Origin of the sequence: Cryobacterium sp. Sr8 (genome assembly GCF_004403225.1) — a bacterium.
GTDB lineage: Bacteria > Actinomycetota > Actinomycetes > Actinomycetales > Microbacteriaceae > Cryobacterium > Cryobacterium psychrotolerans.
Genome location: NZ_SOHO01000044.1, coordinates 47,349 through 70,522, shown reverse-complemented (window position 1 = coordinate 70,522; position 23,174 = coordinate 47,349). Strand labels below are relative to the sequence as shown.

Annotated in this window: 20 protein-coding genes and 1 pseudogene; 6 read left to right on the top strand and 15 right to left on the bottom strand. The window is 69.1% G+C overall.

The genetic code is table 11. The features are described from left to right. Positions 1-17: 17 nt before the first annotated feature. A complete protein-coding gene (locus E3T54_RS09975; protein WP_218121503.1) occupies positions 18-383 on the bottom strand; it encodes a GntR family transcriptional regulator in 366 nt (121 codons plus the stop codon). A gap of 85 nt (positions 384-468) precedes the next feature. Continuing rightward, the gene (locus E3T54_RS09970) at positions 469-906 is read right to left on the bottom strand and encodes an Lrp/AsnC family transcriptional regulator (protein ID WP_092323241.1); all 438 of its coding nucleotides are present in this window, start codon (positions 904-906) and stop codon (positions 469-471) included. A 177-nt stretch (positions 907-1,083) separates the two neighbouring features. Here E3T54_RS09970 and ddaH (E3T54_RS09965) point away from each other — a divergent pair, with 177 nt between their 5' ends. From ddaH (E3T54_RS09965) to E3T54_RS09950, 4 genes are all read left to right on the top strand, one after another. Further along, positions 1,084-1,938, top strand: a complete 855-nt coding sequence (gene ddaH, locus E3T54_RS09965) for a dimethylargininase (RefSeq protein ID WP_370255354.1) — start codon at positions 1,084-1,086, stop codon at positions 1,936-1,938. 220 nt (positions 1,939-2,158) lie between these two features. Continuing rightward, positions 2,159-3,004, top strand: coding sequence for a dimethylargininase (gene ddaH / locus E3T54_RS09960; protein WP_134475538.1), 846 nt, complete (start codon positions 2,159-2,161; stop codon positions 3,002-3,004). Between the two features lie 11 nt (positions 3,005-3,015). After that, positions 3,016-4,275 carry an ornithine--oxo-acid transaminase gene (gene rocD / locus E3T54_RS09955; protein WP_134475544.1) on the top strand — a complete coding sequence of 420 codons (1,260 nt, stop codon included), beginning with the start codon at positions 3,016-3,018 and terminating at the stop codon, positions 4,273-4,275. A gap of 63 nt (positions 4,276-4,338) precedes the next feature. Continuing rightward, complete coding sequence (locus E3T54_RS09950; RefSeq protein ID WP_134475537.1) at positions 4,339-5,220, top strand: LLM class flavin-dependent oxidoreductase; 882 nt, start codon at positions 4,339-4,341, stop codon at positions 5,218-5,220. Here the strand turns inward: E3T54_RS09950 and E3T54_RS09945 are convergent. From E3T54_RS09945 to E3T54_RS09885, 13 genes are all read right to left on the bottom strand, one after another. Further along, positions 5,217-6,482 (bottom strand): alpha-hydroxy acid oxidase, encoded by a 1,266-nt coding sequence (locus tag E3T54_RS09945; protein WP_092323248.1) that lies wholly within the window; start codon positions 6,480-6,482, stop codon positions 5,217-5,219. The genes E3T54_RS09950 and E3T54_RS09945 overlap by 4 nt on opposite strands. Positions 6,483-6,510: 28 nt before the next feature. Then, on the bottom strand, positions 6,511-7,215 hold the full coding sequence (locus E3T54_RS09940) for a FadR/GntR family transcriptional regulator (RefSeq protein ID WP_134475536.1): 705 nt from the start codon (positions 7,213-7,215) through the stop codon (positions 6,511-6,513). Positions 7,216-7,365: 150 nt separating this feature from the next. Continuing rightward, positions 7,366-8,295, bottom strand: a complete 930-nt coding sequence (locus E3T54_RS09935) for a 2-hydroxyacid dehydrogenase (RefSeq protein ID WP_134475535.1) — start codon at positions 8,293-8,295, stop codon at positions 7,366-7,368. Between the two features lie 550 nt (positions 8,296-8,845). Next, complete coding sequence (locus E3T54_RS09930) at positions 8,846-9,100, bottom strand: hypothetical protein (protein ID WP_134475534.1); 255 nt, start codon at positions 9,098-9,100, stop codon at positions 8,846-8,848. 282 nt (positions 9,101-9,382) lie between these two features. Next, complete coding sequence (locus E3T54_RS09925; RefSeq protein ID WP_134475533.1) at positions 9,383-10,858, bottom strand: rhamnulokinase family protein; 1,476 nt, start codon at positions 10,856-10,858, stop codon at positions 9,383-9,385. A 43-nt stretch (positions 10,859-10,901) separates the two neighbouring features. Further along, the gene (locus tag E3T54_RS09920) at positions 10,902-12,953 is read right to left on the bottom strand and encodes a bifunctional aldolase/short-chain dehydrogenase (protein WP_166804884.1); all 2,052 of its coding nucleotides are present in this window, start codon (positions 12,951-12,953) and stop codon (positions 10,902-10,904) included. Between the two features lie 2 nt (positions 12,954-12,955). Further along, positions 12,956-14,122: an L-rhamnose isomerase gene (rhaI, locus tag E3T54_RS09915; RefSeq protein ID WP_134475543.1), complete on the bottom strand. Its 1,167-nt coding sequence runs from the start codon at positions 14,120-14,122 to the stop codon at positions 12,956-12,958. 2 nt (positions 14,123-14,124) lie between these two features. Then, the gene (locus tag E3T54_RS09910) at positions 14,125-14,520 is read right to left on the bottom strand and encodes an L-rhamnose mutarotase (protein ID WP_134475531.1); all 396 of its coding nucleotides are present in this window, start codon (positions 14,518-14,520) and stop codon (positions 14,125-14,127) included. Then, positions 14,517-15,977, bottom strand: a complete 1,461-nt coding sequence (locus E3T54_RS09905) for an L-fucose/L-arabinose isomerase family protein (protein WP_134475530.1) — start codon at positions 15,975-15,977, stop codon at positions 14,517-14,519. Before E3T54_RS09905 ends, E3T54_RS09910 begins: the two co-directional genes overlap by 4 nt. A 98-nt stretch (positions 15,978-16,075) precedes the next feature. Then, positions 16,076-17,146 carry a rhamnose ABC transporter substrate-binding protein gene (gene rhaS, locus E3T54_RS09900; protein WP_134475529.1) on the bottom strand — a complete coding sequence of 357 codons (1,071 nt, stop codon included), beginning with the start codon at positions 17,144-17,146 and terminating at the stop codon, positions 16,076-16,078. A 2-nt stretch (positions 17,147-17,148) separates the two neighbouring features. Continuing rightward, positions 17,149-18,261: an ABC transporter permease gene (locus E3T54_RS09895; protein ID WP_134475528.1), complete on the bottom strand. Its 1,113-nt coding sequence runs from the start codon at positions 18,259-18,261 to the stop codon at positions 17,149-17,151. Next, positions 18,254-19,300 (bottom strand): ABC transporter permease, encoded by a 1,047-nt coding sequence (locus E3T54_RS09890; RefSeq protein WP_134475527.1) that lies wholly within the window; start codon positions 19,298-19,300, stop codon positions 18,254-18,256. Before E3T54_RS09890 ends, E3T54_RS09895 begins: the two co-directional genes overlap by 8 nt. Beyond that, positions 19,297-20,835 carry a sugar ABC transporter ATP-binding protein gene (locus tag E3T54_RS09885; protein WP_134475526.1) on the bottom strand — a complete coding sequence of 513 codons (1,539 nt, stop codon included), beginning with the start codon at positions 20,833-20,835 and terminating at the stop codon, positions 19,297-19,299. Before E3T54_RS09885 ends, E3T54_RS09890 begins: the two co-directional genes overlap by 4 nt. 222 nt (positions 20,836-21,057) lie before the next feature. Here E3T54_RS09885 and E3T54_RS09880 point away from each other — a divergent pair, with 222 nt between their 5' ends. Then, positions 21,058-22,071 carry a LacI family DNA-binding transcriptional regulator gene (locus E3T54_RS09880; RefSeq protein ID WP_134475525.1) on the top strand — a complete coding sequence of 338 codons (1,014 nt, stop codon included), beginning with the start codon at positions 21,058-21,060 and terminating at the stop codon, positions 22,069-22,071. Between the two features lie 60 nt (positions 22,072-22,131). Further along, positions 22,132-23,173: pseudogene (locus tag E3T54_RS09875) on the top strand (peptide MFS transporter). Position 23,174: the final 1 nt, after the last annotated feature.

Genomic DNA, 23,174 nt, shown 5'->3' with positions numbered 1-23,174 from the left:
TGCGGGGCGCTGCGGGGTTACCGAGCGAGGGCGGCCGCCACGAGCGCCAGCGCCTCCGCCGGGTCGACGCCGAGCCCGGTGACCCGGTCGGCGTAGGCGATGGCGGCGAGCTGCGCCTGGCGGTGGGTGGCGTCCCCGGTCGCTGCGACGAACGATCCGTTCCGGCCGCGCGTTTCGATGACCTCGTCGCGCTCGAGCGCGCGGTAGGCGCGGGCGACCGTGTTCGTGGCCAGGCCGAGGTCCGCGGCCAGGGCGCGAACCGGCGGCAGCCGGGTGCCGGCGGCGAGTTCACCGGAGCGTACGGCCTCAATGAGCTGCACGCGGAGCTGCTCGAACGGCGGCGTGGCCGACGTCGAGTCGATTGTGAGGAATGACAGTGGCACGGCTTGCTCTCCCTGGGGGCTGCGTCTGGCCAGTGTGGCAACTCGGAGTGCCGGGCGCAACCGCGGCCGACCCCAGCGAGCCTCGCTACTCGGCGGCGCGGTGGATCAGGCGGGAGAGCACGATCGAGCTGCGGGTGTGGTCGACGTTGGGGGCCAGCCGCACCTTCTCCAGGGCCGCTTCGAGTCCTGAAATGTCGCGGGCCCGGATGTGCACCATCGCGTCAGCGCTGCCGGTGACGGTTCCGGCATCCACGACCTCGGGCACACCGGAGAGGATCCGCAGCAGTTCGTCGGGTGCCACGGTCCCGCGGCAGAACAGCTCGACGTAGGCCTCCGTGCTCATGCCGTCGATGGCGGGATCGACCTGGATCGTGAAGCCGCGGATGACCCCGTCGGCCACGAGCCGGTCCACCCGGCGCTTCACCGCGGAGGCGGACAACCCGACGACGGAACCGATGTCCCCGTAGCCGGTGCGCGCATTCTGGCGCAGGAGATCGAGGATGCTGCGGTCGAGGTTGTCCATCCCGCGAGTCTAGGCGAAATCGTTGCGCGGACCGCGCAGATTACGCAGTAATCCCGCGCCCGATTGCGGGAATCACCGGATAGCTGCGTGGAAAACTGAACCCACCACGACAAAGGAGATCCGTTGGCGAGAACGCTGCTGGACACCGCTCTGCCCACGATCGCTCCGACGCCCACGATCGCTCCCGCGCCCACGCCCGAGGCGGCGCCCACGCGCACGGCGAGCCCGCGCAGCTACCTGATGTGCCGCCCGGAATACTTCACGGTCAGCTACGCCATCAACCCGTTCATGAACCCCGACGCCCCGACGGACACGGCCCGCGCCCTTCGTCAGTGGGACGCACTCGTGGGCGTCTACCGCGGCCTCGGCCACGAGGTCGCGTTCCTCGGCCCGGTCCCCGGGCTCGTCGACATGGTCTTCGCCGCCAACGGAGGCTTCACCGTCGACGGCCGGGCCTACGTGGCGAGCTTCGCCCACCCGGAGCGGCGGGCGGAGGCGGACTCCTTCCGCGCCTGGTTCGCCGCGCACGGTTTCGAGACGCACGAGCCGGCATCCGTCAATGAGGGCGAAGGCGACTTCGCGTTCGCCGGCGGCGTGATCCTGGCCGGCCACGGCTTCCGTTCGAGCGCGGAGAGCCACACCGAACTCGCGCGCGTCTTCGGCCGTGAGGTGCTCAGCCTGCGCCTCGTCGACGAGCGCTTCTACCACCTCGACGTCGCCCTCACGGTCCTGGATTCCGAGGCGATCGACGGCCCGGCACGGATCGCCTACCTGCCGAGCGCGTTCGACGAGGCCGGCCGGGCGCTGCTCGCCGACCGCTTCCCCGACTCGATCCTCGTCTCCGAGGAGGAGGCCGCGATCCTCGCGCTCAATTCGGTGTCCGACGGGCGCAACGTGGTCGTCGCCCAGGACGCGCACGACTACATCGCGGCCCTCGCCGCCGCCGGGTACACCCCGGTTCCGGTCGACCTGTCCGAGCTCCTCAAGAGCGGCGGCGGAGTGAAGTGCGTGTCCCAGGAACTGCGCCGCTGACCTGCTGCGCGCCGTGAATCGTGCGCAGGGGGCGGGAAGCACGCTGATTTCGTGCGCGAATTAGCGTGCACCATTGATTCCGGCTGTGTGAGACTTGAGGCGGCGTCCCGCGCGGGATCGTGAACCGATCGCGCCGGGCTCTCGTGAGCGACTTGGTCCGCCATCCACCCCACGCACCGACCCCCGGGTACCGGGCCGGAGCGCAGAGCAAGGAGATCCCATGTCGACCAATCTCGAGGAACTCGTGACGCCGGACGTTCCGGTGCGCACGGCCGTCAAGCGCACCGTCCTCATGTGCAAGCCCGACTACTTCACCGTGGTCTACCGGATCAACCCGTGGATGGACCCGGCGCTGCCGACCGACACGTCCCTCGCGGTGGCCCAGTGGCAGACCCTGTACGACACCTACCTCGGCCTCGGCTACGACGTGCACCTGATCGACCCGATCGACGGCCTGCCCGACATGGTCTACGCGGCCAACGGCGGTTTCGTCATCGACAACATCGCCTACGGCGCCCGGTTCACCTACCCGCAGCGCCAGCCGGAGGGTCCGGCGTACATGGACTGGTTCCGCGCCAACGGATTCGACGTGCGCGATCCCGCCGAGGTCAACGAGGGCGAGGGCGACTTCCTGCTCGTCGGCGACGTCATCCTGGCCGGCACGGGCTTCCGCAGCGCGTCGAACAGCCACGAGGAGATCGCCGGCATCTACGGCCGCAAGGTGATCACGCTCACGCTGGTCAACCCGAACTTCTACCACCTCGACACCGCGATCGCCGTGCTCGACGACACCAACATCGCCTACCTGCCGAGCGCCTTCGACGAGGCCAGCCTGGCGATCCTGCGCGAGCGCTTTCCGGATGCCATCATCGCGACCGAAGCGGACGCCGCCATCCTCGGCCTCAACTCCTACTCCGACGGCTACAACGTGGTCATCGCCTCGCGCGCGAAGGATTTCGAACGCGAGCTGCGCGCCCGCGGCTACAACCCGATCGGCGTCGACCTGTCCGAGCTGCTGCTCGGCGGCGGCGGCGTCAAGTGCTGCACCCTGGAACTCCGACGATGAGCGAGGAAACAATGACCCACACCACCCACGCCGCGCCGAGCCTGACCACCACGCCCCGCCAGGCCCAGGCCATCGCGCTCGAGAACGAGCACGCCGCCCACAACTACCACCCGCTGCCCGTTGTCGTGGCATCCGGTGAGGGTGCCTGGGTGACCGACATCGACGGCCGACGCTACCTCGACTGCCTCGCCGCCTACTCGGCCGTGAACTTCGGCCACTCCAACCCGGTGCTGCTGGATGCCGCGCGCGCGCAGCTCGGACGGATCACGCTCACCAGCCGCGCGTTCCACAACGACCAGCTCGGCCCGTTCGTCACCGCCCTGGCGAAGCTCTCGGGCAAGGACATGGTCCTGCCGATGAACACGGGCGCCGAGGCGGTCGAATCCGCCGTCAAGGTCGCCCGCGCCTGGGGCTACCGGGTGAAGGGCGTCGCGCCCCTGCAGGCGAACATCATCGTCGCCGGCGGCAACTTCCACGGCCGCACGACCACGATCATCAGCTTCTCGGATGACGAGTCGGCTAGGGCGGACTTCGGGCCGTTCACGCCCGGGTTCCGCACGGTTCCCTACGGTGACGTGGAGGCGCTCGAGGCCATGATCGACGCGAACACCGTCGCCGTGCTGATCGAGCCGATCCAGGGCGAGGCCGGCATCGTCGTGCCGCCGGCCGGCTACCTGCCCACCGTGCGCGAGATCACGAGCCGCCAGAACGTGCTGTTCATCGCCGACGAGATCCAGTCCGGCCTCGGCCGCACCGGTTCGACGTTCGCCTGCGACCTGGTCGGGGTCGTGCCTGACCTCTACCTGCTCGGCAAGGCCCTCGGCGGCGGCATCGTGCCGGTGTCCGCGGTGGTCGGAAACAGCGACATCCTCGGCGTGCTGAAGCCCGGCGAGCACGGCTCGACCTTCGGCGGCAACCCGCTGGCGGCGGCCGTCGGCCTCGCCGTGGTGACGATGCTGGAGACCGGCGAATTCCAGCAGCGCGCCCGCGAACTCGGCGAGCACCTGCACGCCGGGCTGACGAGGCTGATCGGACACGGCGTCCTCGCGGTGCGCGGCGCGGGCCTCTGGGCCGGCATCGACATCGACCCGGAGCTCGCGTCCGGGCGTGCGGTGAGCGAGGCGCTCCTGGCCCGCGGCGTGCTCGCGAAGGACACGCACGGCTCGACCATCCGTCTGGCGCCGCCCCTCGTCGTGTCGGCCGAAGACATCGATTGGCTCGTCGAGCAGCTGGCCGGCGTGCTCGAGGAGCTCGCCAGCCCCGCCGCCTGATCGCACTTCGCCGCGTTTCGGGCGGGCGTGGCACAGTCGGTGGTTGAGGGAGGATTCGCGCCCATGACCGATTACGGCCGCGACCTGCTCTTCGGAACCTTTGTCACGCCCACGGCAGCCCAGGCGGATGCCGTGGTCGCGCTCGCCCGGCTGGCCGCGCGGTCCGGCCTCGACCTTGTCACGTTCCAGGATCATCCGTACCAGCCCCGTTTCCTCGACGCCTGGACCCTGCTGTCCTGGGTCGCCGCCCGAACCGAGCGGGTGCGCCTGGCTCCGAACGTGCTCAACCTTCCGCTCCGCCAGCCGACCGTGATCGCGAGGAGCGCCGCGAGCCTCGACATCCTCAGCGGGGGCCGGGTCGAGCTGGGGCTCGGCGCCGGCGCGTTCTGGGACGCGATCGAGGCATCCGGCGGCCGCAGGCTCAGGCCCGGGCAGGCGGTGGGCGCGCTCGAGGAGGCGATCGCGGTGATCCGTGAGGTGTGGGCAAGCGATCGACCCGGCGGCGTGCGCGTGCGCGGCGAGTGGTACACGGTCGACGGGGCGCAGCGCGGGCCGGCGCCGCTCCACTCCAGCGGCATCTGGCTCGGCGCCTACACGCCGCGGATGCTGGCGCTCACCGGTCGCGCCGCCGACGGCTGGATCGCCTCCCTGGGCTTCCTACCGGGGGGCCCGGCCGGGCTGGCGGCCCTGAATGCGCGGATCGATGACGGCGCGGCCGAGGCGGGGCGGGATCCCGGGTCGATCCGGCGGCTCCTCAACGTGGGCGGGGCGTTCACCCCGAGCGCCGAGGGGCTGCTGCGCGGGCCGCCCGGCCGCGGCCCGCCCGCGCTGAGCCCGCGGCCAATCAAAGGCGCCGAGTGTCGCCGAATCTACCGAGTCGACCCGTTGTACCGGCGACACTCGGCAGATTCGGCGATTCTGGGCGCAGCCAACGGCGCCGTCTAGAGAACCACGGATGCCGGGGCGGGCGCCTCGGCCGCGATCCGGCTGAGCCGGGTCAGCTGCGTCACGTGCCCGGGCTCGAGCTCCTCGAGCGAGTTCACGCCGAGCAGGCGCATCGTGCGCGACACCTGCTCGGAGAGGATCGCGATCGCCCGGTCGACGCCGGCCTCCCCGCCGGCCATCAGGCCGTACAGGTACGCGCGCCCGACCAGCGTGAAACGCGCGCCGAGGGCGACGGATGCGACGACATCCGCTCCGCTCATGATCCCGGTGTCGAGGTGCACCTCCATCTCGGAGCCGACCTCGCGCACGACCTGCGGCAGGAGGTGGAACGGGATCGGGGCGCGGTCGAGCTGGCGTCCGCCGTGGTTGGAGAGGATGATGCCGTCCACGCCGAGGTCGACCAGCCGCTTCGCGTCGGCCACGGTCTGCACGCCCTTGACGACGATCTTGCCGGGCCATTGCGCCTTGATCCAGGCGAGGTCCTCAAACGTCACAGTCGGGTCGAACATGGTGTCGAGCAGGTCGGCGACGGTGCCGCTCCAGCGGTCCAGGCTGGCGAAGGCGAGCGGTTCGGTGGTGAGGAAGTTGATCCACCACTCCGGGCGGGGCAGCGCGTTCAGCACCGTGCCCGCGGTCAGCGCCGGCGGGATCGAGAAGCCGTTGCGCTTGTCGCGCAGGCGCGCGCCGGCGACCGGCACGTCCACGGTCACGAGGAGGGTGTCGAAGCCGGCCTTCGCGGCCCGGTCGACGAGGGCCATCGAGCGGTCGCGGTCCTTCCACATGTACAGCTGGAACCAGTTGCGCCCGTCGGGGTTCGCGGCCTTGACGTCTTCGATCGAGGTCGTCCCCATCGTCGACAGCGAGAACGGGATGCCGGCCCTGGCCGCCGCGTGGGCGCCCGCGGTCTCACCCTCGGTCTGCATCATCCGGGTGAAGCCGGTCGGGGCGATGCCGAACGGCTGGGCGACGGGCGCGCCGAGCACGTCCCAGCCGGTGTTCACCGTCGACACGTCGCGCAGGATCGACGGGTTGAACTCGATGTCCTCGAAGGCCTGGCGCGCCCGGCCGAGCGAGAGTTCCGCCTCGGCGGCGCCATCCGTGTAGTCGAACGCGGCCCGGGGGGTGCGCTTCTTGGCGATGTCGCGCAGGTCGTAGATGGTGAGCGCGGCGTCGAGGCGGCGCTTCTTCGCGTTCAGCTCCGGCGTCTTGAACTGCATCAGCGGGGCGAGATCCTGAATCTTCGGGATGCGTCGTTGAACCATCGAGTGCCTTCTTCCTGTTGGGCCTGGGTTAGGTGAGGTGGGTTTCGGCGTAGTAGCCGGAGATGTGGGATTGCACGGCCAGGCGTGCGGCCTCCGCGTCGGTGGAGGCGATGGCCGCGAGGATGGCGCGGTGCTCGAGCATGAGGCGGGCGGATGTTGCGGGCCAGGAGACGAGGCCGGGAACGCCGGCGCGCGCGTAGCCTTCGATGGCGCTCCGCAGGCCGGCCATCATCGCCGTGACGACCTGGTTGCCGGACGCCTCGGCCAGCGAGACGTGGAACTGTGCGTCGAGGGCCAAAAACTCCGCCTCGGTCAACTCCCGGGACTCCATCGCGTCGAGCAGCGCCTCCGACCCGGCGAGGTCGGGCCGGCTCGGCGCCCCGGCCAGCTCGGTCACGACCGAGGCCTCGAGCACGAGACGGGTCTTCACGACGTCGGCGACCGGTAATCCCCGGGCGGCCACCTGCAGCCGCATCAGGGCCGACATGCCGCCGCCGGGGAGGGCGACGATGATCGCGCCGGCGGAGGGGCCGGAGCCGGTCGCCGTGCGGATCAGCCCGAGCACCTCGAGCACGCGGATCGCCTCGCGCACGCTGGACCGGCCCACGCCCAGCTCCACGGCCAGGGCGCGCTCGCCGGGCAGACGGTCGCCCGGGTGGAGGCGGCCTTCGAGCAGGTCAGCCTCGATGTGGGCGAGCACGGTCTCCCAGGCGCGGCGGTCGTCGACGGGCACGATGGTCCTCCTCGACCTGGGGTGATGCTCATTAGTGTGGTCTGACCACACTACCTGACTCACTCCGCGCTCGCACCGTCCGGCTCAGTTGCGGAGAAGGTACCTTCGTTGTGGAATTGAAGGCACTTTCTCCGCAACTCAATCTGAAAATCAGTCCGTGCGCAGCACCACGTTGGCGGGGGCCTCGCCGCGCAGCAGCCGGTCGATCTGGCCGCGCAGCAGGCGGGCCATCCGCGGCAGCATTGCCGTCGAGGCTCCACCGACGTGCGGGGAGATCAGCACATTGGGCAGGGCGAAGAGCGGATGCCCCTGGGGCAACGGCTCCGGATCGGTCACGTCGAGGGCGAGCCGCAGGCGCCCGCTGCCGGCGTGGGCGAGCAGCGCGTCGGTGTCCGCCACCGGGCCGCGGGCGATGTTCACGAGCAGGCTGCCGTCGCGCATCCGGCCGAGGAAGGCGTCGTCGACGAGGTGCGTCGTCGACGCGGTGAGCGGCACGCCGACGACGACGATGTCGGCCTGGGGGAGCAGTCCGGGCAGCGACTCGAACCCGTGGATCACGCCGCGGTCGTCGGAGCGGGCGGTGCGGGCCACGCGCACGACGGTGGTCTCGAACGGGAGCAGCCGGGCCTCGATCGCCTGGCCCACGCCGCCGAAGCCCACCAGCAGCACGGTGCGGTCGGCGAGGCTCGCGTGCTGGGCAGGGGCCCAACGGCCCTCGGTTGCCGCCCGCACGAAGTCCGGGATGCCGCGCTGTGAGGCCAGGATCAGCGCCAGGGTGAGTTCGGCGGTCGACGTCTCGTGCACGGTGGCCGCGTTGGCGAACACGTGCCCGGCCGGCAGCGCCGCCTTGACCTGGTCGTAGCCGATCGACTGGCTCTGCACCAGGCGCGTCGTCACGCCGGCGAGGTGCGCGAGGCCGGCCGGTTTGCCCATATACGGCGTCACCACGATGTCGATGACGGGCACAGGCGCCGGACCGGATAGCTCCCAGTCGAGCAGCTCGACCCCGTCGGGCAGGTCGCCGAGCGCCTCCCGCAGTTTCGTTTCCGGCACACTGACACGCAATCGCGGAGAAGACATCTTCCGAGCCTAGAGGCGACCGGGGCCGGCTACCTCGCGCTGATGGCCGGACCTCTTCACATGGGCGGCGCCCGGCACCGGGTTCATCCCCGCTGTTCGAAGTCCTTCTCGACGCTTTCGACCCGCAGCTCCGTCGTGCGCGCCACCCGGGACACCAGGGAAACCCCGATGATGCCCGCGATGAAGAACGCCGAAATCATGATGCCGTCCGGCTGCTCAAGAATGTTGTCGGCGAGGGCGTACAGGAAGACCAGGGTCAGGATGCCGGAGCGCCGACCTGGGAGCGGTGCTTCCGCCGCCGCACGGCGGAGATGGTGACCGCCGCAGCGGCGGATACGAGCATCACCAGGATAATGAAGCTGCTCACGTCATACACGGTGCCGACATGCCCGTGGGCCAGGGCACGGCCGTTGGCCTCGCCACCCTCCTCGAACGCCTCCTGGGGATGAGCAGGGTCGTGACGAAGCTGCTCGCCAGGAGGTAGCAGCTCATGATGATCGCGGCCACGGTGAGCAGCCTCCGGTGGTTGCGGATGCGGGAGGCCAGGCGCTCATCGGGGGTCCGCCCATCGGCGGCCACGAGCGGCAACATGCTGACCCCCGTTTCGAATCCCGACAGGCCCGAGCACGAGCAGCGGGAACGCAATCAACGAGGGGCCGATGATTCCGCCGAGGCCCCCGACGCGGGCTGCCAGAGCGTCGGTCCAGCCGGCGAGGGCATCCGGCTGCGTGACGAGCTCGTTCAGCCCCCGGGTGATCACCACGCCATTGACGATCCGGAACAGCGCCACGACCGGCGTCGCCACCGCGACGGCTCTCCTGGGCAACCCGCCGGTACATCGGCAGCATCCCGAGTCGACGTCGTCGCTTCCGAGCTCTCCGGACCCACCGGCGGCACGCGGTTGTGCACCAGTCAGCGGCCGAGGCGGCCGGTCGGTTCCGGCGCGCGCATCGGCCGGGGAACGCTCTCCGGAATGACCGGTCCGGCAGCTGAACTCACAATGGTCCCCTATCGAACGGGTGCGCTCCGTCACGCGGAACACCCCCGTTGTCGACCCATCCGCGGGACATGCCAGCGGTGTTCGCGGTCAGGCGACCGCCTGGGTCGATGGCTCGTACCTCCGCGGCGGGAAGGCCTGGGCGACGAGGGCGCGCAGGCCCTCGAGGCTGCCGGTCGCCAGTCCCTGGCTGCGGGCCTGGACGAGCACGTTGCCGATGGCCGTCGCCTCGACCGGTCCCGCCAGCACGGGCAGGCCGGTGCGGTCGGCGGTGAGCTGGCAGAGCAGCTCGTTCTGCGAACCGCCGCCGACGATGTGCACGGTACTAATCCGCGTGCCGGAGAGTTCGGCCGCCGTGCCCAGGGTGCGCGCATAGGCGGCAGCGAGGCTTTCCACGATGCTGCGCACCAGCTCGGCGGGCGTACTCGGGGGCCGCAAGTCGTGACGGGCGCAGTGGTCCGTGATGCGGGCCGGCATATCACCCGGGGCGAGGAAACCCGGATCGTCGACGTCGAAGACGGTGACGGGCCCGGTCACCCTCGCCGCCTCGGCGAGGAGCGCCGTCAGGTTCGGTGATGCCCCAGCCTTCTCCCAGGCACGCATCGATTCGCTGAGCAGCCACAGTCCCATGACGTTTCGCAGGTAGCGCACGCGCCCGTCGACGCCACCTTCATTGGTGAAGTTGGCCGCGCGGCTTGCCTCGCTGAGCACGGGAGAGGCCAGTTCGACGCCGACAAGCGACCAGGTCCCGGAGGAAATGTACGCGGCGGTGTCGGAGGCCATCGGCACGGCTGCAACCGCGGATGCCGTATCGTGCGACCCGGCTGCCACCACGTCGAAGCGGTGGTCGGCGCCGATCTCGGCCGCGACGCCGGGCAGCAGCGATCCGATCCGGCCGCCGGCATCGATGAGGGCGGGGAAGAGCGAGTGGGGCAGGCCGAGCCGGGCGATCAGAACGTCATCCCAGTCGCCCCCGGCGGCGGTCGAGCTTGTCCCGGTGGTCGAGCTTGTCGAGACCCGGAGCAGCCCCGTCGTCGACGCGTTCGTGCGCTCGGCGACCTTCGTGCCGGTGAGCCAAAAGCTGATCAGGTCGGGAATCAGCAGCAGGGAATCGGCGCCGTCGAGGCTGCCGGCCAGGCGGTCGGCGGCCAGCTGATAGAGCGTGTTGAAGGGGAGAAACTGCAGCCCGCTGCGGGCGTAGAGCTCGTCTCGCGGAACCAGCGCATGCGTCGCGGCCACCCCGGCGGCGGCGCGCTCGTCCCGGTAGTGGTACGGGTTGCCGAGCATCCTGTCGCCCCGCATCAGCGCATAGTCGACGGCCCAGGAATCGACCGCCGCACTGGCCACGGTGGGGTCTTCCCGCACCGCTACGCGGAGGCCGACGAGCACGTTTCGGTAGAGCTCGAGGATGTTCCAGTGCAGCCCGTCGATGGTGCGCACCGGGTTGTTGGGAAAGCGCGCGACCGGGCGGATGCTCAGTTCATTGTGTCCGACGTGGCCGAGCACCACGCGCCCGCTGGACGCTCCCAGGTCGATCGCGGCGACCGTCCCGGCCGAGGTCACCACGTGCGCGACCCGAACCGGCCACGGTTACGCCGCGACGGAGCGCTCATCGCAGGAAGGCGGCGGCGACGCCGGCGTCGACGGGGATGTGCAGGCCAGTGGTGTGGCTGAGGTCGCTGGAGCAGAGCACGAAGACGGCGTTGGCCACGTTCTCCGGCAGCACCTCGCGCTTCAGCAGCGTGCGCTGCGCGTAGTACTTGCCGAGCTCCTCCTCCGGCACCCCGTAGACGGCGGCTCGTTTGGCGCCCCAGCCGCCGGCAAAGATGCCGGAGCCGCGGACGACGCCGTCCGGGTTGATGCCGTTCACCTTGACGCCGTGCTCGCCGAGTTCGGCCGCGAGCAGGCGCACCTGGTGGGCCTGGTCGGCCTTGGTCGCGGAGTAGGCGATGTTGTTGGGGCCGGCGAAGATCGAGTTCTTGCTGGAGATGTAGACGATGTCGCCGCCGAGCTTCTGGTCGATGAGCACCCGGGCGGCGGCCCGGGAGACCAGGAATGAGCCCTTGGCCATGACGTTGTGCTGCAGGTCCCAGTCGGCGACCGTGGTCTCGAGCAGTGATTTCGACAGCGACAGCCCGGCGTTGTTCACGACCAGGTCGAGGCCGCCGAAGGCGAGCACGGCGGCGTCGACGCATGCCTGCACCTGCACTTCGTCGGTCACGTTCGCCTGCACGCCGATCGCGACGTCCTCGTTGCCGATCTTGGCCGCCGCGGCCTGCGCCTTAGCGAGGTCGAGGTCGGCGATGACGACGCAGGCGCCCTCCGCCGCGAGACGCGTGGCGATGGCCTTGCCGATGCCGGAGGCAGCGCCGGTGACGAGCGCGACCCGGGTGGCGAGCGGCTTGGGCGCCGGCATCCGCTGCAGCTTGGCCTCCTCGAGCGCCCAGTATTCGATCTTGAACTTCTCGGCCTCGTCGATCGGGGCGTAGGTGGAGAGCCCCTCGGCGCCGCGCATGACGTTGATCGCGTTGAGGAAGAACTCGCCGGCGACCCGCGCGGTCTGCTTGTTGGCGCCGTAGCTGAACATACCCACGCCCGGGATCAGCACGATGAGCGGGTCGGCGCCGCGGATCGCGGGCCATGCGGTGGTCGAGCCTGTCGAGACCGCATTCCGGTCGTAATAGGCCTGGTACTCGGCCCGGTACTGCTCGTGCAGCTCCTGCAGGCGAGCGATCGAGTCTGGGGCCGAGGCGCCAGCCGGCAGGTCGAGCAGCAGCGGGGTGACCTTGGTGCGGAGGAAGTGGTCGGGGCAGCTGGTGCCGAGGGCAGCCAGGCGAGGGTGCTCGGCCCGGGAGAGGAAGTCCAGCACTTCGGGCGCGTCCGTGAAGTGGCCGACCTTCGGGGCGTCGGTGGAGACGAGGCCGCGGATCGTCGGGGCGAGCGCGGCCGCCTTCGCCCGGCGCTCCTCCGCGGAGAGTGGACCGAAACCGTCCAGCAGCGGGCCGAACGGCTCGGACTTCGAGTTCGCGGCGATGTACGCGGCGGCCGTGTCGATGATCCAGAGCGAGTTGGCCTCGGCCTCGTCGCTGGTGTCACCCCAGGCGGTGATGCCGTGCCCGCCGAGGATGCAGCCGATCGCCTGCGGGTTCGCGTCCTTGATGGCCGCGATGTCCAGACCCAGCTGGAAGCCGGGACGGCGCCACGGAACCCAGGCAACCTTGTCGCCGAAGATCGTCGCCGTCAGGGCCTCGCCGTCGGCGGACGTCGCGATCGCGATCCCGGAGTCCGGGTGCAGGTGGTCGACGTGGGCCGCATCGACGAGCCCGTGCATGGGCGTGTCGATCGAGGGGGCGGCACCGCCCTTGCCGTGCAGCGTGTAGTCGAGGGCGGCCACCATCTCGTCCTCGCGGTCCTGGCCCGGGTATACGTTCACGAGGGCGCGCATCCGATCGAGCCGGAGCACGGCGAGCCCCTGCTCGGTGACCGTGCCGAGGTCACCGCCGGAGCCCTTCACCCAGAGCAGCTCGACGCTCTCGCCCGTGACCGGGTCGATTTCGGTGCCCTTGGCCGAGGTGTTGCCCCCGGCGTAGTTGGTGTTCTTCGGGTCGGCGCCGAGCCGGTTGGATCGGGCGATCAGTTCGGATGCTGTCGTGTTGGTCATAGTTATGCGCCCCATCCTGCCTGCTGGCCGCCGACGCGCTCGCCGGCGATTTTCTGCTGGTATCCGGATGCCGCGAAGGCGGCCATCGGGTCGGCCGGGAGCCCGCGGGACTCGCGCCAGGCGGCGAGGTCGGCGCGGACATCCGTGTAGAAGGCGTCCATCAGGATGCCGTTGGCGCCGAGCACGTCGCCGGCGTCCTGCGCCGCGGTCAGTGCTTCCCGATCGACGAGCAGCGCCCGCGCCGTCATCTCCTGGACGTTCAGCACCGAGCGGATCTGCCCGGGGATCTTCTCCTCGACGTTGTGGCACTGGTCGAGCATGAACGCGACCGGCGAGTCCGGCCCGAAGCCGCCGCCGCGGATCACCTCGTAGAGGATCCGGAAAAGCTGGAACGGGTCTGCCGCGCCTACGATGAGGTCGTCGTCGGCGTAGAAGCGCGAGTTGAAATCGAAGGAGCCGAGCTTGCCGAGGCGCAGCAGCTGGGCGACGATGAACTCGATGTTCGTGCCCGGTGCGTGGTGGCCAGTGTCGAGGCAGACCAGAGCCTGGTCGCCGAGCGCGGAGACCTGGGCGTAGGAGGTTCCCCAGTCGGGGACATCCGTGTGGTAGAAAGCCGGCTCGAAGAACTTGTACTCGAGCACGAGGCGCTGGGTGTCACCGAGCCGTGCGTAGATGTCCGCGAGCGAGTCGGCGAGGCGGTCCTGGCGGCCGCGGATGTCGCCCTGGCCGGGGTAGTTGGTGCCGTCGGCGAGCCAGATCTTGAGGTCCTGCGAGCCAGTCTCGTTCATAATGTCGAGGCACTCGTAGTGGTGGTCGATCGCCTTCTGCCGCACGGCGGCATCCGTGTGGGTGAGGCTGCCGAACTTGTAGGCGTCGTCCTGGAAGGTGTTCGAATTCACGGTGCCCAGGGAGAGGCCGAGGTCGCCGGCGTAGCGGAGGAGCGCCGCGTAGTCCTCGACCTTGTCCCAGGGGATGTGCAGAGCGACGGACGGCGCCAGCCCGGTGAGTTCGTGGACCCTGGCCGCGTCGGAGATCTTCTCCTCGATGGTGCGCGGGGTGCCGGGCGTCGCGAACACCTTGAACCGGGTGCCCGAATTGCCGAATGCCCAGGACGGCAGTTCGATGGCTTGTGCCGCGAGCTGGTCGGTGATGGATTCGAATGTCGTCATCGTCATGTCACTTCTCTGTGGGGGTCGTTTGAGTCTAAATGAATCGTTTCAATCTCGTCAAGCGCGGCGAGCTGGTCCTCGAGGTTGAAGACCTCACGCAGCCGCAGGAATCCCTCGTCGGGGCCCACATCGAGGTCCTCGAAGAACTCGCCCATCTCGGCCTGCCAGCGGGCGTTGACCTCGGTGGCCGCCATGCCCACCCGGGTCGCCTCCAGGAACTCCGTCTCGAAGTACCCGATGAGCAGGCCGTCGTCGCGCAGGAAGAGCGAGTAATTGTTCCAGCCGGTTTCCTTCAGCGCCCGCAGCATGTCCGGCCAGACCGCCGCATGGCGCCCGGCGTACTCCTCGATCCGGTCGGGCTTGACCTGCAGCTGGAAGCACACGCGCTGCACAGTCATCGCCCCCCGAGGGTGACGTGGCGGTGCTCGATTCCGAGCAGGTTCGCGGCCGCCTTGATGTCGGCCGCGCGATGGCCGAGGCACAGCGCCCAGTGATGGCCGATGCCCGTCTGGCTCCACTCGTCGACCCAGGCGCCCGGGTCGCCGCCGAAGTCCACCCGGGAGGTAGTGTTGCCGATCGCGAGGAGCGGGCCGGGAGTGACCTCGCCCTCCGAGGTGACGAAGACGAAGCTGCCGTCACGGTCCTGGCCCACGCCGAAGGTGGTGACCGGTCCCGGTCGCACGTCGAACTCGACCGAGACCCCCCAGCCGCGCTTGCCGTGGTAGACCCCGAGCCCGCGCAGGAGCGGATCGTTCGAGCTGACGGCGAGGTGCGCGGGGCCGTCATGGCCCATCTCCACGACACCGTCGAAAAAATTCAGCGCCTGGATCTCGGTGAACGATCCGCCGGCGCCGATGGCGTGGCCGGCAAGCATGGCAATGGAGGTGCGCAGCTCGTATTCCCCGGCCATCGGGATGCCGCGGGCGGTCAGGATCGACGAGCCGAGGATCATGCCGGCACCAAGGCGCTCGTGCTGCTCGCCGGCGAGGCCGCGGTGGTAATAGGCGACGGAGTCGAGGTCGAAGTCGTCGACCAGCCGGTCCAGCCCGACCGAGACCTTGGCGCCCCACGCGAAGTCGTCTTCATTCACGGACTCGTCGAGCCGGAAGAGTTGCCGCGCGAGGTCCATGCGGTCGGCGACCTGGGCATCCGTCACCTCGTTCACGCGTTCGCGCAGGTCATCGAACTCGAGCACCTCGACGTGCGAGCCGAAGGTGGTCGAGACGGTGGTCAGGTCGGTCGAGACGTCGAGCATCCCCGGGTAGAGGTGGCCCATCAGGCCGTGCCGTGCGGTGCGGAGCGTTGCGCGTACGCCCGCGGCGTGCACCCACTGGTTGATCCGGTCCCACGCGCTGTCCTGGCGCAGGTAGCCGGAGACGGAGCGGAATGGGATGCCGGCCCGCCGGAACACATTGGCGACCTCCGGCACGGGGCACTGCCCGCAGTAGGCGAGCCACTTGCCGGTGTCGAAGTTTGCGTGGTCCATTGCCTCGGTCGGTTGAAGATCGATCACCAGGACCGGTGTCTTCGACTTCTGGGCGATGGGCAGCACCATAGAGGAGGTCAGGTAGGTCGCGAGGAAGACGACGATGAGGTCGCAATCGGCTACCCGCAGCTTTTCGGCGGCGACGCCGGCCTCCTGAGCGTCGGAGATGAAACCGACGTCGACCACATCGACGCCCAACTCGTTGAATCGGCCGGTCACGTAACGCGCGGATTCCTGCAGCTGGGGGAGAAGGTCGGGGAACTGCGGCCAGTACGCGCCGAGCCCGCCGGAGACGAGCCCGATCCGGGTCGGTGTGCGCTTCTTCGGCACGAGCAGCTCGCCGACTGAGCGGCGGGGGCTCTCGGTCATGGGTGTCTCCTGGTGATCCGGGGCGAGCAGTCGAAGGGGAAGAGGGGGTGGGGCGGATGCGTGAACATCCGCCCTCACCACCCCATGGTCACGGCGAGTTAGAAGTCGTACTCGTCGATGTTGTTCTTGTCGAACGTTGTCGGCGGGCCGACGATCACGATGCCGTCCTTGCCGACGGTGCGCTCGCCCATCTCTCCGGCGGTGAAGGTGTCGCCCTCCTTGCCGGTGATGTCGCCGTCGACGAGTGCCTTGCCGGCGAATGCGGCGACGTAGCCGAGCTGAGCCGGGTCCCAGAGCGCGAACGCGGTGACAGTGCCGTCCTTGACGAACGGACGCATTTCGTTCGGCAGGCCGAGCCCGGTCAGCATGACCTTGCCCTTGTAGTCCGAGGTGGAGAGGTAGCGAGCGGTCGCGGCGATACCGACGGTCGTGGGCGAGATGATGCCCTTGAGGTTCGGGTAGGCCTGGAGCAGGCCCTGGGCCTCCTGGAACGACTTGGTGTCGTCATCGTCGCCGTAGACCTTGGCGACGAGCTTGATGTCCTTGTAGTCCGGGTTGGACGCCAGCTCCTCCTCCATGAACTTGATCCACTCGTTCTGGTTGGTCGCATTGGCGGTGGCCGACAGGATCGCGATCTCACCCTTGCCGCCGATCTGCTCCGAGATCAGCTTGGTCTGGATCAAGGCGACATCCTTGGCCACGACCTGGCTGATGAACACGTCCCGGTACTTGGGGTTCGTGTCCGAGTCGAAGGCGACGATCTTGGCGCCCGCGTCTCGCGCCTCCTGGAGGGCCGGCCCGACGGCATCCGGGTCGTTCGCCGCGATCACGATGACGTTCGTTCCGGCCTGGGTCTCCGCGTTGATGAAGGAGACCTGGCTGGACGCGCTGGCCTCGAGCGGCCCGACGACCTGCGTCGACGCGAATCCGGCCTCCTTGGCGCCGTCCTCGCCGCCGCCGAGAACGACGTCGGTGTACGGGTTGTTGAGCTGCTTGGGGATGAAAGTGATGCTGAGGTCGCCGTCGGCGGCGGCCCCGTCGGTGCTGTCGCCCGTGCTGCCGGTTGCGCAGCCCGTCGCGACGAGGGCGAACGCGGTTGCCGCTGCGGCGAGGACGGAGACGCGTCGTGCGGTCCTGCCCTTCCGGGCGCGATTGCTAATGAACTCCATTGTCATTTCCTTTCCTGGACGCCTGGTGCGGAGGCGTTGGTTTCTCCCGAGGCGGGTACCTGGGGAAGACTGCGTCGGAGCCGGCGATTGTGTTGCCATCGCTTGATCCCCTCGAAGACGCTGGGTGCGACGACGGATGCGATCAAAAGCGTTCCGGTCACGATGATGAGTACGACATCGGAGACACGACCGAGCCGAAGTGCGAAGTTGATTGTTCCGATCAGGAGGACGCCCGCGATGACGCCGGGGATGGATCCCTTGCCGCCGAAGATTGAGACTCCGCCGAGCAGTACGGCCGCGATCACGGTGAGTTCGAGCCCGCTGGCGTTGTCGCTTCGGGCGCTCGAGTAGCGCAGGGTCCAGTAGATTCCGGCCAGGGCGGACACGGATCCGGACCCGACGTAGAGCCAGAACTTGGCGCGGGCGACCTTGATGCCGACGAACGTCGCGGCCTCCTTGCTGAAGCCGAGGGCGTAGAGTCCGCGGCCGAAGGGGGTAAAGTGCAGCAGGACGCCGAAGAAGAGGGCGACGAGCAGGACTCCGATCATCACCGTCGGGATGCCCGTGCTGCCGAGCTTCGAGGTGAAGAACGCCGTCAGTTCGGGCGGGAAGTTGGCCACGGCGTTGTCGCCGATGACGACAAGGGCGAGGCCGCGGAAGAGCGCCAGGGTGCCGATCGTCACGGCGAGGGAGGGGAGCCCGACCACCGCCACGAGGAAGCCGTTGAACGCGCCGGCGGCGACACCGGCCAGGAGGCTGATCGCCAGAACCGTGCCGATGTCGAGTCCGGCGGCCCAGAGTACGCCCATCAGGGCGCTGGTGAGTCCTGCGATGCTCGCGACCGAGAGGTCGATCTCACCCGTGATGATGATGAGGGTCATCGGCAGGGCGATCAGCAGCACCGGGATGACATCCAGAAGCAGGAAGCCGACCGTGACCGGTGAGGCGAACCGCGGGATGGCGATCATCCCGTAGAGGACGAAGGCGAGGAGCGCGTAGATCATCACGGCGTCCCGGCCGAGCAGCAGCCGGGCGGCGCCGGTGCGGCCGCGGGGTTCGGCGGCCAGTGTCTTGCTGGTGTCGAGGGCGGGGGTGGTGGTGACGGTGTTAGACATCGCGTGCCTCACTTACTCGGAGCTTCTTTGCCGTTCGCAGGCCGGCGATGCGGTCGATGATGATGGCCGCCAGGATGAGCGCGCCCACGATCGCCTGTTGCCAGAACTTGTCCACCCGGAGGGCGGTCAGGGCGCTGGTGATGGTGGTGAGCAGGACCGCCCCGATGGCCGCGCCCACGACGGAGCCGCTGCCTCCGAAGATGGCGACGCCACCGACGACGGCCGCGGCGACGACGTCCAGTTCGAGGCCGGATCCGGTGGTTGCGCCGACCGAGTTGAAGCGGCTGGCGTACAGCACCCCGGCCAGGCCGGCCAGGACGCCGTTGGTGAGGAATGCCAGGAACACGCGGCGGTTGACCGGGATGCCGAAGAGTTCGGCGGCTGCGGGGTCGGAACCGATCGCGTAGAGATCGCGGCCGGGCCGGGTGCCGACCATGTACACGGCCACCACGACGACGACGACGATCGCGATCAGGGTGATCAGCGGAAAGCCGAGGACAGTGTCGACCGAGAGCGAACCGAAGGTATCCGGTCGGTCGCCAGCGAAGTACTGCTTGCCGCCGGCCCAGGCGTTGTTCAGGCCCCGGTAGATGTACAAGGTGCCGAGGGTGATCACCAGGGCGGGGACCTTCGCGACGGTCACGAGCAGGCCGTTGACCGCACCGAGCAGGGCTCCGAGGGCCATGCCGGCGAGGAAGACGACGACGATCGGGATTCCTGGGAAGGTGGCGAACAGCGTGCCGGTGCTGAAGGCGACGAGGCCGAGGATCGAGCCCACCGAAAGGTCCACGTTGCGCGTGATGATCACGAGCGCCTGCCCGACGGCGAGGATGATGACGATCGTCGCGTTCAGGAGTAGATCCTTGACCCCCTGGGTGCCCAGGAAGAGAGGGTTGGCCAGGTAGGTGACCACCACGAGCACGATCAGAGCGAGCGTCACGGGGACTTCCCGGAGCCGGAGCAGGGCGCCCAGCAGGCGTGCGCCTCCGCCGGCTTTGCGTTCCGGGGCGGTCGGCGTGGATGTGGGTGTGGTGGTCACGGTGTGCGCTCCAATGATGCGGTCGCTGCGTGCATGATCGACTCTGGTGTCGCATCCGCCCGGTCGAGCTCAGCGGTAATTCGGCCTTCGTGCATCACGAGCACGCGATCGGCCATGCCGAGTACTTCGGGCAGCTCGCTCGAGATCATCAGGATCGCGATCCCCCGGCCGGCAAGGTCGGACAGCAGCCGGTGGACCTCGCTCTTGGTGCCCACGTCAATCCCGCGGGTGGGCTCGTCGACGATGAGGAATTTCGGCTCGGTGGCCAGCCACTTCGCGAGCACGACCTTCTGCTGGTTGCCGCCGGAGAGGGTGGAGACCTTGAACTCGGGGGAGCCCGTCTTCACCTGCAGCCGGCTGGTCCACTCGGCGGCGACGCGGCGTTCGGCCCGGGCATTGATCAGGCCGAAGCGCGCGAGGCGGTTGCGCAGCGTGAGTGCGGCGTTGCGTTCGACGGAGAGCTCCATCACGAGGCCCTGCTTGCGGCGGTCCTCGGGCACGAAGCCCATGCCGACGTCGATGGCGGTCTGCGGGTTGTGTGACTTGAGTCGCTTGCCGAGGAACTCGACGCTGCCGCGGTCGTACGGGTCGATGCCGAAAACCGCGCGGGCTACCTCGGTGCGGCCGGCGCCGACGAGGCCCGCCAGCGCGACGATCTCGCCCGCCCTGACCTCGAAGCTGATGTCGGAGAAGACGCCGGCGCGGCCGAGGTCCTTCACCTGCAGAACCGGGGCGCCGATCGCGGCGACCTCCTTCGGGAAGAGCTGGGCGATGTCGCGACCGACCATTTCGCGCACGATCTGCGGCACCGTGACCGCGCTGGTCCGGTGGGTCGCGATGTAGCGGCCGTCGCGCATGACCGTGATCCGGTCGCAGAGCGCGAAGACCTCGTCGAAGCGGTGTGAGATGAAGAGGATGCCCGCACCCTTCTCCCGCAGGCCGCGCGCGACCTGGAAGAGGCGTTCGACCTCGACGCCGGAGAGTGCGGCGGTCGGTTCGTCCATGACCAGCACCTTGGCGTCGAGGGAGATGGCCTTCGCGATCTCGATGATCTGCTGGTCGGCGATCGACAAGCCCTCGGCGACCCGGTCGGGGTCGATTCGCACGCCGAGGTGAGAGAACAGCGCCCTGGCCTGCTTGCGCATCGTGGCCCGGCTGATGAGGCCCAGGCGGCCCTTGGGCTGGCGCCCGATGAAGATGTTTTCCGCGACGGTCAGGTCGGGGAAGAGCGTGGGCTCCTGGTAGATCACGGAGATGCCGGCGGCCTTGCTGTCGGCGACGCTGCGGAACGCGACGGCCTCGCCGTCCACCCGGAAGTCGCCCGCGTCGGGGTGGTAGAGCCCGGCCAGCACCTTCACGAGGGTGGACTTTCCCGCCCCGTTCTCGCCCACGAGGGCGTGGATCTCGCCGGGCCGGATCTCGATCGTGCCTTCGGCAAGGGCGACAACGGCACCGAAGGCCTTGACCCCGCCGTGCAGGGACAGGACCGGCGCAGGTTCGAACGCGCCGCCTGTCAGGTCCGGGGCTGGGTGCATGAGCTGCCGCCTCCACGTTGAGGGAATGAAACTTGGGTAATGAATCGTTTCAAAGTGTGTGTTGCGAATATACAACGACCGCGCCGGGCACGTCAACACCGAATCCCGGCGGCCAGGCCAGCCGAGATGCAATTGAGATAAATCCAGAGCGCCCAGGAATGATTCGTTTCATTCGACGCTGACATAAACTGCGACCACGGGCTGTGTGCGAGAGGGAGACCGGTGACGTCGATCAGTGTGCGCGAGGTCGCGGCCGAGGCCGGGGTCTCGGTCGGGACGGTGTCCAATGTGCTCAATCGCCCGGGCAAGGTCTCTCCGGACACGGTCGCCAGGGTGCAGGCGGCGATCTCCCACCTGGGCTTCGTCCGCAATGACGCGGCCCGTCAGCTCCGCGCCGGTCGCAGCCGGAGCATCGGCCTCGTCGTGCTCGACGTCGCCAACCCGTTCTTCACGGATGTCGCCCGTGGGGCCGAGGACCGCGCCGCCGAGGAGGGCCTCGCCATCCTCCTCGGCAACAGCGACGAGACGCTCGACCGCGAAAACGCCTATCTCGACCTGTTCGAGGAGCAGCGCGTTCACGGCGTGCTGATTACGCCCCTGGGCGACCTGGGTGACCGGCTCACGCGTCTCCGCGAGCGGGGAACGCCCACCGTCCTCGTCGACCGCCAGGCAGAAGATCGCCGCTTCTCCTCTGTTGCCGTCGACGACGTCGCCGGCGGCTACCTCGCCGCCGACCATCTAGCCTCGATCGGGCGAGCGCGCCTCGCCTTCGTCGGCGGCCCGGCCAGCATCCGCCAGGTGACCGACCGGCTGGAGGGAGCGCGCAAGGCGGTGGCGGGGCATCCGGGCGTCTCGCTCGAGGTCATCGAGACCGAGTCCCTGACCGTGCTCGCGGGGCGTGATGCCGGGGAACGTATTCTCGCCCGGCCGGAGAATGAGCGCCCGGACGCGGTCTTCGCGGCGAACGACCTGCTCGCGATGGGGGTCCTCCAGGCGCTCAACATGTTCGGCGACGTGCGGGTGCCCGGTGACATCGCGCTCATCGGGTACGACGACATCGCCTTCGCCGCGGCAGCGGTCGTGCCGCTGTCGTCCATTCGGCAGCCCAGCGCCCTGATCGGCTACACCGCGGTCGACCTGCTGCTGCGCGAGGCCGCGGCCGGCGAGGGGTTCGAGCACGAGCAGATCGTGTTCCAGCCCGAACTCGTCGTGCGCGCGTCGACCATGCCCCGCTGAGGCAACCCGCGAGGTGATCCCGTGCCCCCCACCAGGGGGACTCGCGGGTAGGCTCTCCTGATGGCCAAAAGCGCTGAGCAGGAAGTGCCCTCCCACCCGGACCGCAGCTTCTTCGGACAGCCTCGCCCTTTCGCCAACATCTTCGGCGTAGAGATGTGGGAGCGCGTTTCCTTCTACGGCATGCAGGGCATCCTGGTGTTGTACCTGTACTACTCGGTTGCCGAGGGTGGTCTCGGTATCTCTACCTGTCGACGATCCTCGGCGCCTGGGTCGCCGACCGCCTGCTCGGCACCGAGCGGGTGCTGTTCTTCAGCGCCATCGTCATCATGCTCGGCCACGTCACGCTGGGGTTCGTGCCGGGCGTCCCGGGGGGGTCACGGCCGGGCTCATCCTGATTGCGGTCGGAAGCGGCGGGCTGAAGGCCAACGCGACCTCCGTCGTCGGCTCGCTATACAGCCGGGAAGACCCGCGCCGCGACGCCGGCTTCTCGCTGTTCTACCTCGGCATCAACCTGGGCGCCTTCATAGGCCCGATCCTGACCGGCCTGCTGCAGAGCACGGTCGGGTTCCACTTCGGCTTCGGGCTCGCCGTGGTCGCGTACTCCGCAGTGATCCTGACGAACCGGCAGGTCACCGCGGTCGAGCGCAAGCGGGTCTTCGCCTTCCTTCCCTTGTTCGTCGCGAGTGCGGCGTTCCGGTCGCTCTACCAGCAGCCGTCGACGACGATGAAATTCGCGATCGGCACCGCGGCCATGGGAGCGGCCTTCCTGCTCTTCCTGCCGTTCGCGGACGGGGGAGCCAACTCCACGCCTCTCCTGGCGATGATCGGCATCCTGCTGGCCTTCACGGTCGCCGAGCTGCTTCTCTCGCCGGTCGAACTGTCGGTCGCCACCAAGCTGGCGCCGGGGCCGTTCCAGACGCAGATGGTCGCGCTGTTCTTCCTGTCGATCGCACTGGGTTCGGCCGTGCCCGGCCTGCTCGCACAGTGGTACGCGACCGTGCCGGAGACCGTCTACTTCGGCGTGCTCGGCGGGATCGCCATCCTGCTCGCCCTGATCGCGCGCCCGATCCTTCGCCTGATGGGCGGTGTCGGCGAGGCTTAGC

Excerpts from the sequence above, each read along its gene's own strand:
- E3T54_RS09950 (WP_134475537.1), top strand. The coding sequence starts at position 4,339 with ATGACCGATTACGGCCGCGACCTGCTCTTCGGAACCTTTGTCACGCCC.
- E3T54_RS09970 (WP_092323241.1), bottom strand. The coding sequence starts at position 906 with ATGGACAACCTCGACCGCAGCATCCTCGATCTCCTGCGCCAGAATGCG.
- rhaS (WP_134475529.1), bottom strand. The coding sequence starts at position 17,146 with ATGGAGTTCATTAGCAATCGCGCCCGGAAGGGCAGGACCGCACGACGC.
- E3T54_RS09885 (WP_134475526.1), bottom strand. The coding sequence starts at position 20,835 with ATGCACCCAGCCCCGGACCTGACAGGCGGCGCGTTCGAACCTGCGCCG.
- E3T54_RS09935 (WP_134475535.1), bottom strand. The coding sequence starts at position 8,295 with ATGTCTTCTCCGCGATTGCGTGTCAGTGTGCCGGAAACGAAACTGCGG.
- E3T54_RS09910 (WP_134475531.1), bottom strand. The coding sequence starts at position 14,520 with ATGACTGTGCAGCGCGTGTGCTTCCAGCTGCAGGTCAAGCCCGACCGG.
- E3T54_RS09905 (WP_134475530.1), bottom strand. The coding sequence starts at position 15,977 with ATGACCGAGAGCCCCCGCCGCTCAGTCGGCGAGCTGCTCGTGCCGAAG.
- E3T54_RS09895 (WP_134475528.1), bottom strand. The coding sequence starts at position 18,261 with ATGTCTAACACCGTCACCACCACCCCCGCCCTCGACACCAGCAAGACA.
- rhaI (WP_134475543.1), bottom strand. The coding sequence starts at position 14,122 with ATGACGACATTCGAATCCATCACCGACCAGCTCGCGGCACAAGCCATC.
- rocD (WP_134475544.1), top strand. The coding sequence starts at position 3,016 with ATGACCCACACCACCCACGCCGCGCCGAGCCTGACCACCACGCCCCGC.
- E3T54_RS09920 (WP_166804884.1), bottom strand. The coding sequence starts at position 12,953 with ATGACCAACACGACAGCATCCGAACTGATCGCCCGATCCAACCGGCTC.
- ddaH (WP_134475538.1), top strand. The coding sequence starts at position 2,159 with ATGTCGACCAATCTCGAGGAACTCGTGACGCCGGACGTTCCGGTGCGC.
- E3T54_RS09945 (WP_092323248.1), bottom strand. The coding sequence starts at position 6,482 with ATGGTTCAACGACGCATCCCGAAGATTCAGGATCTCGCCCCGCTGATG.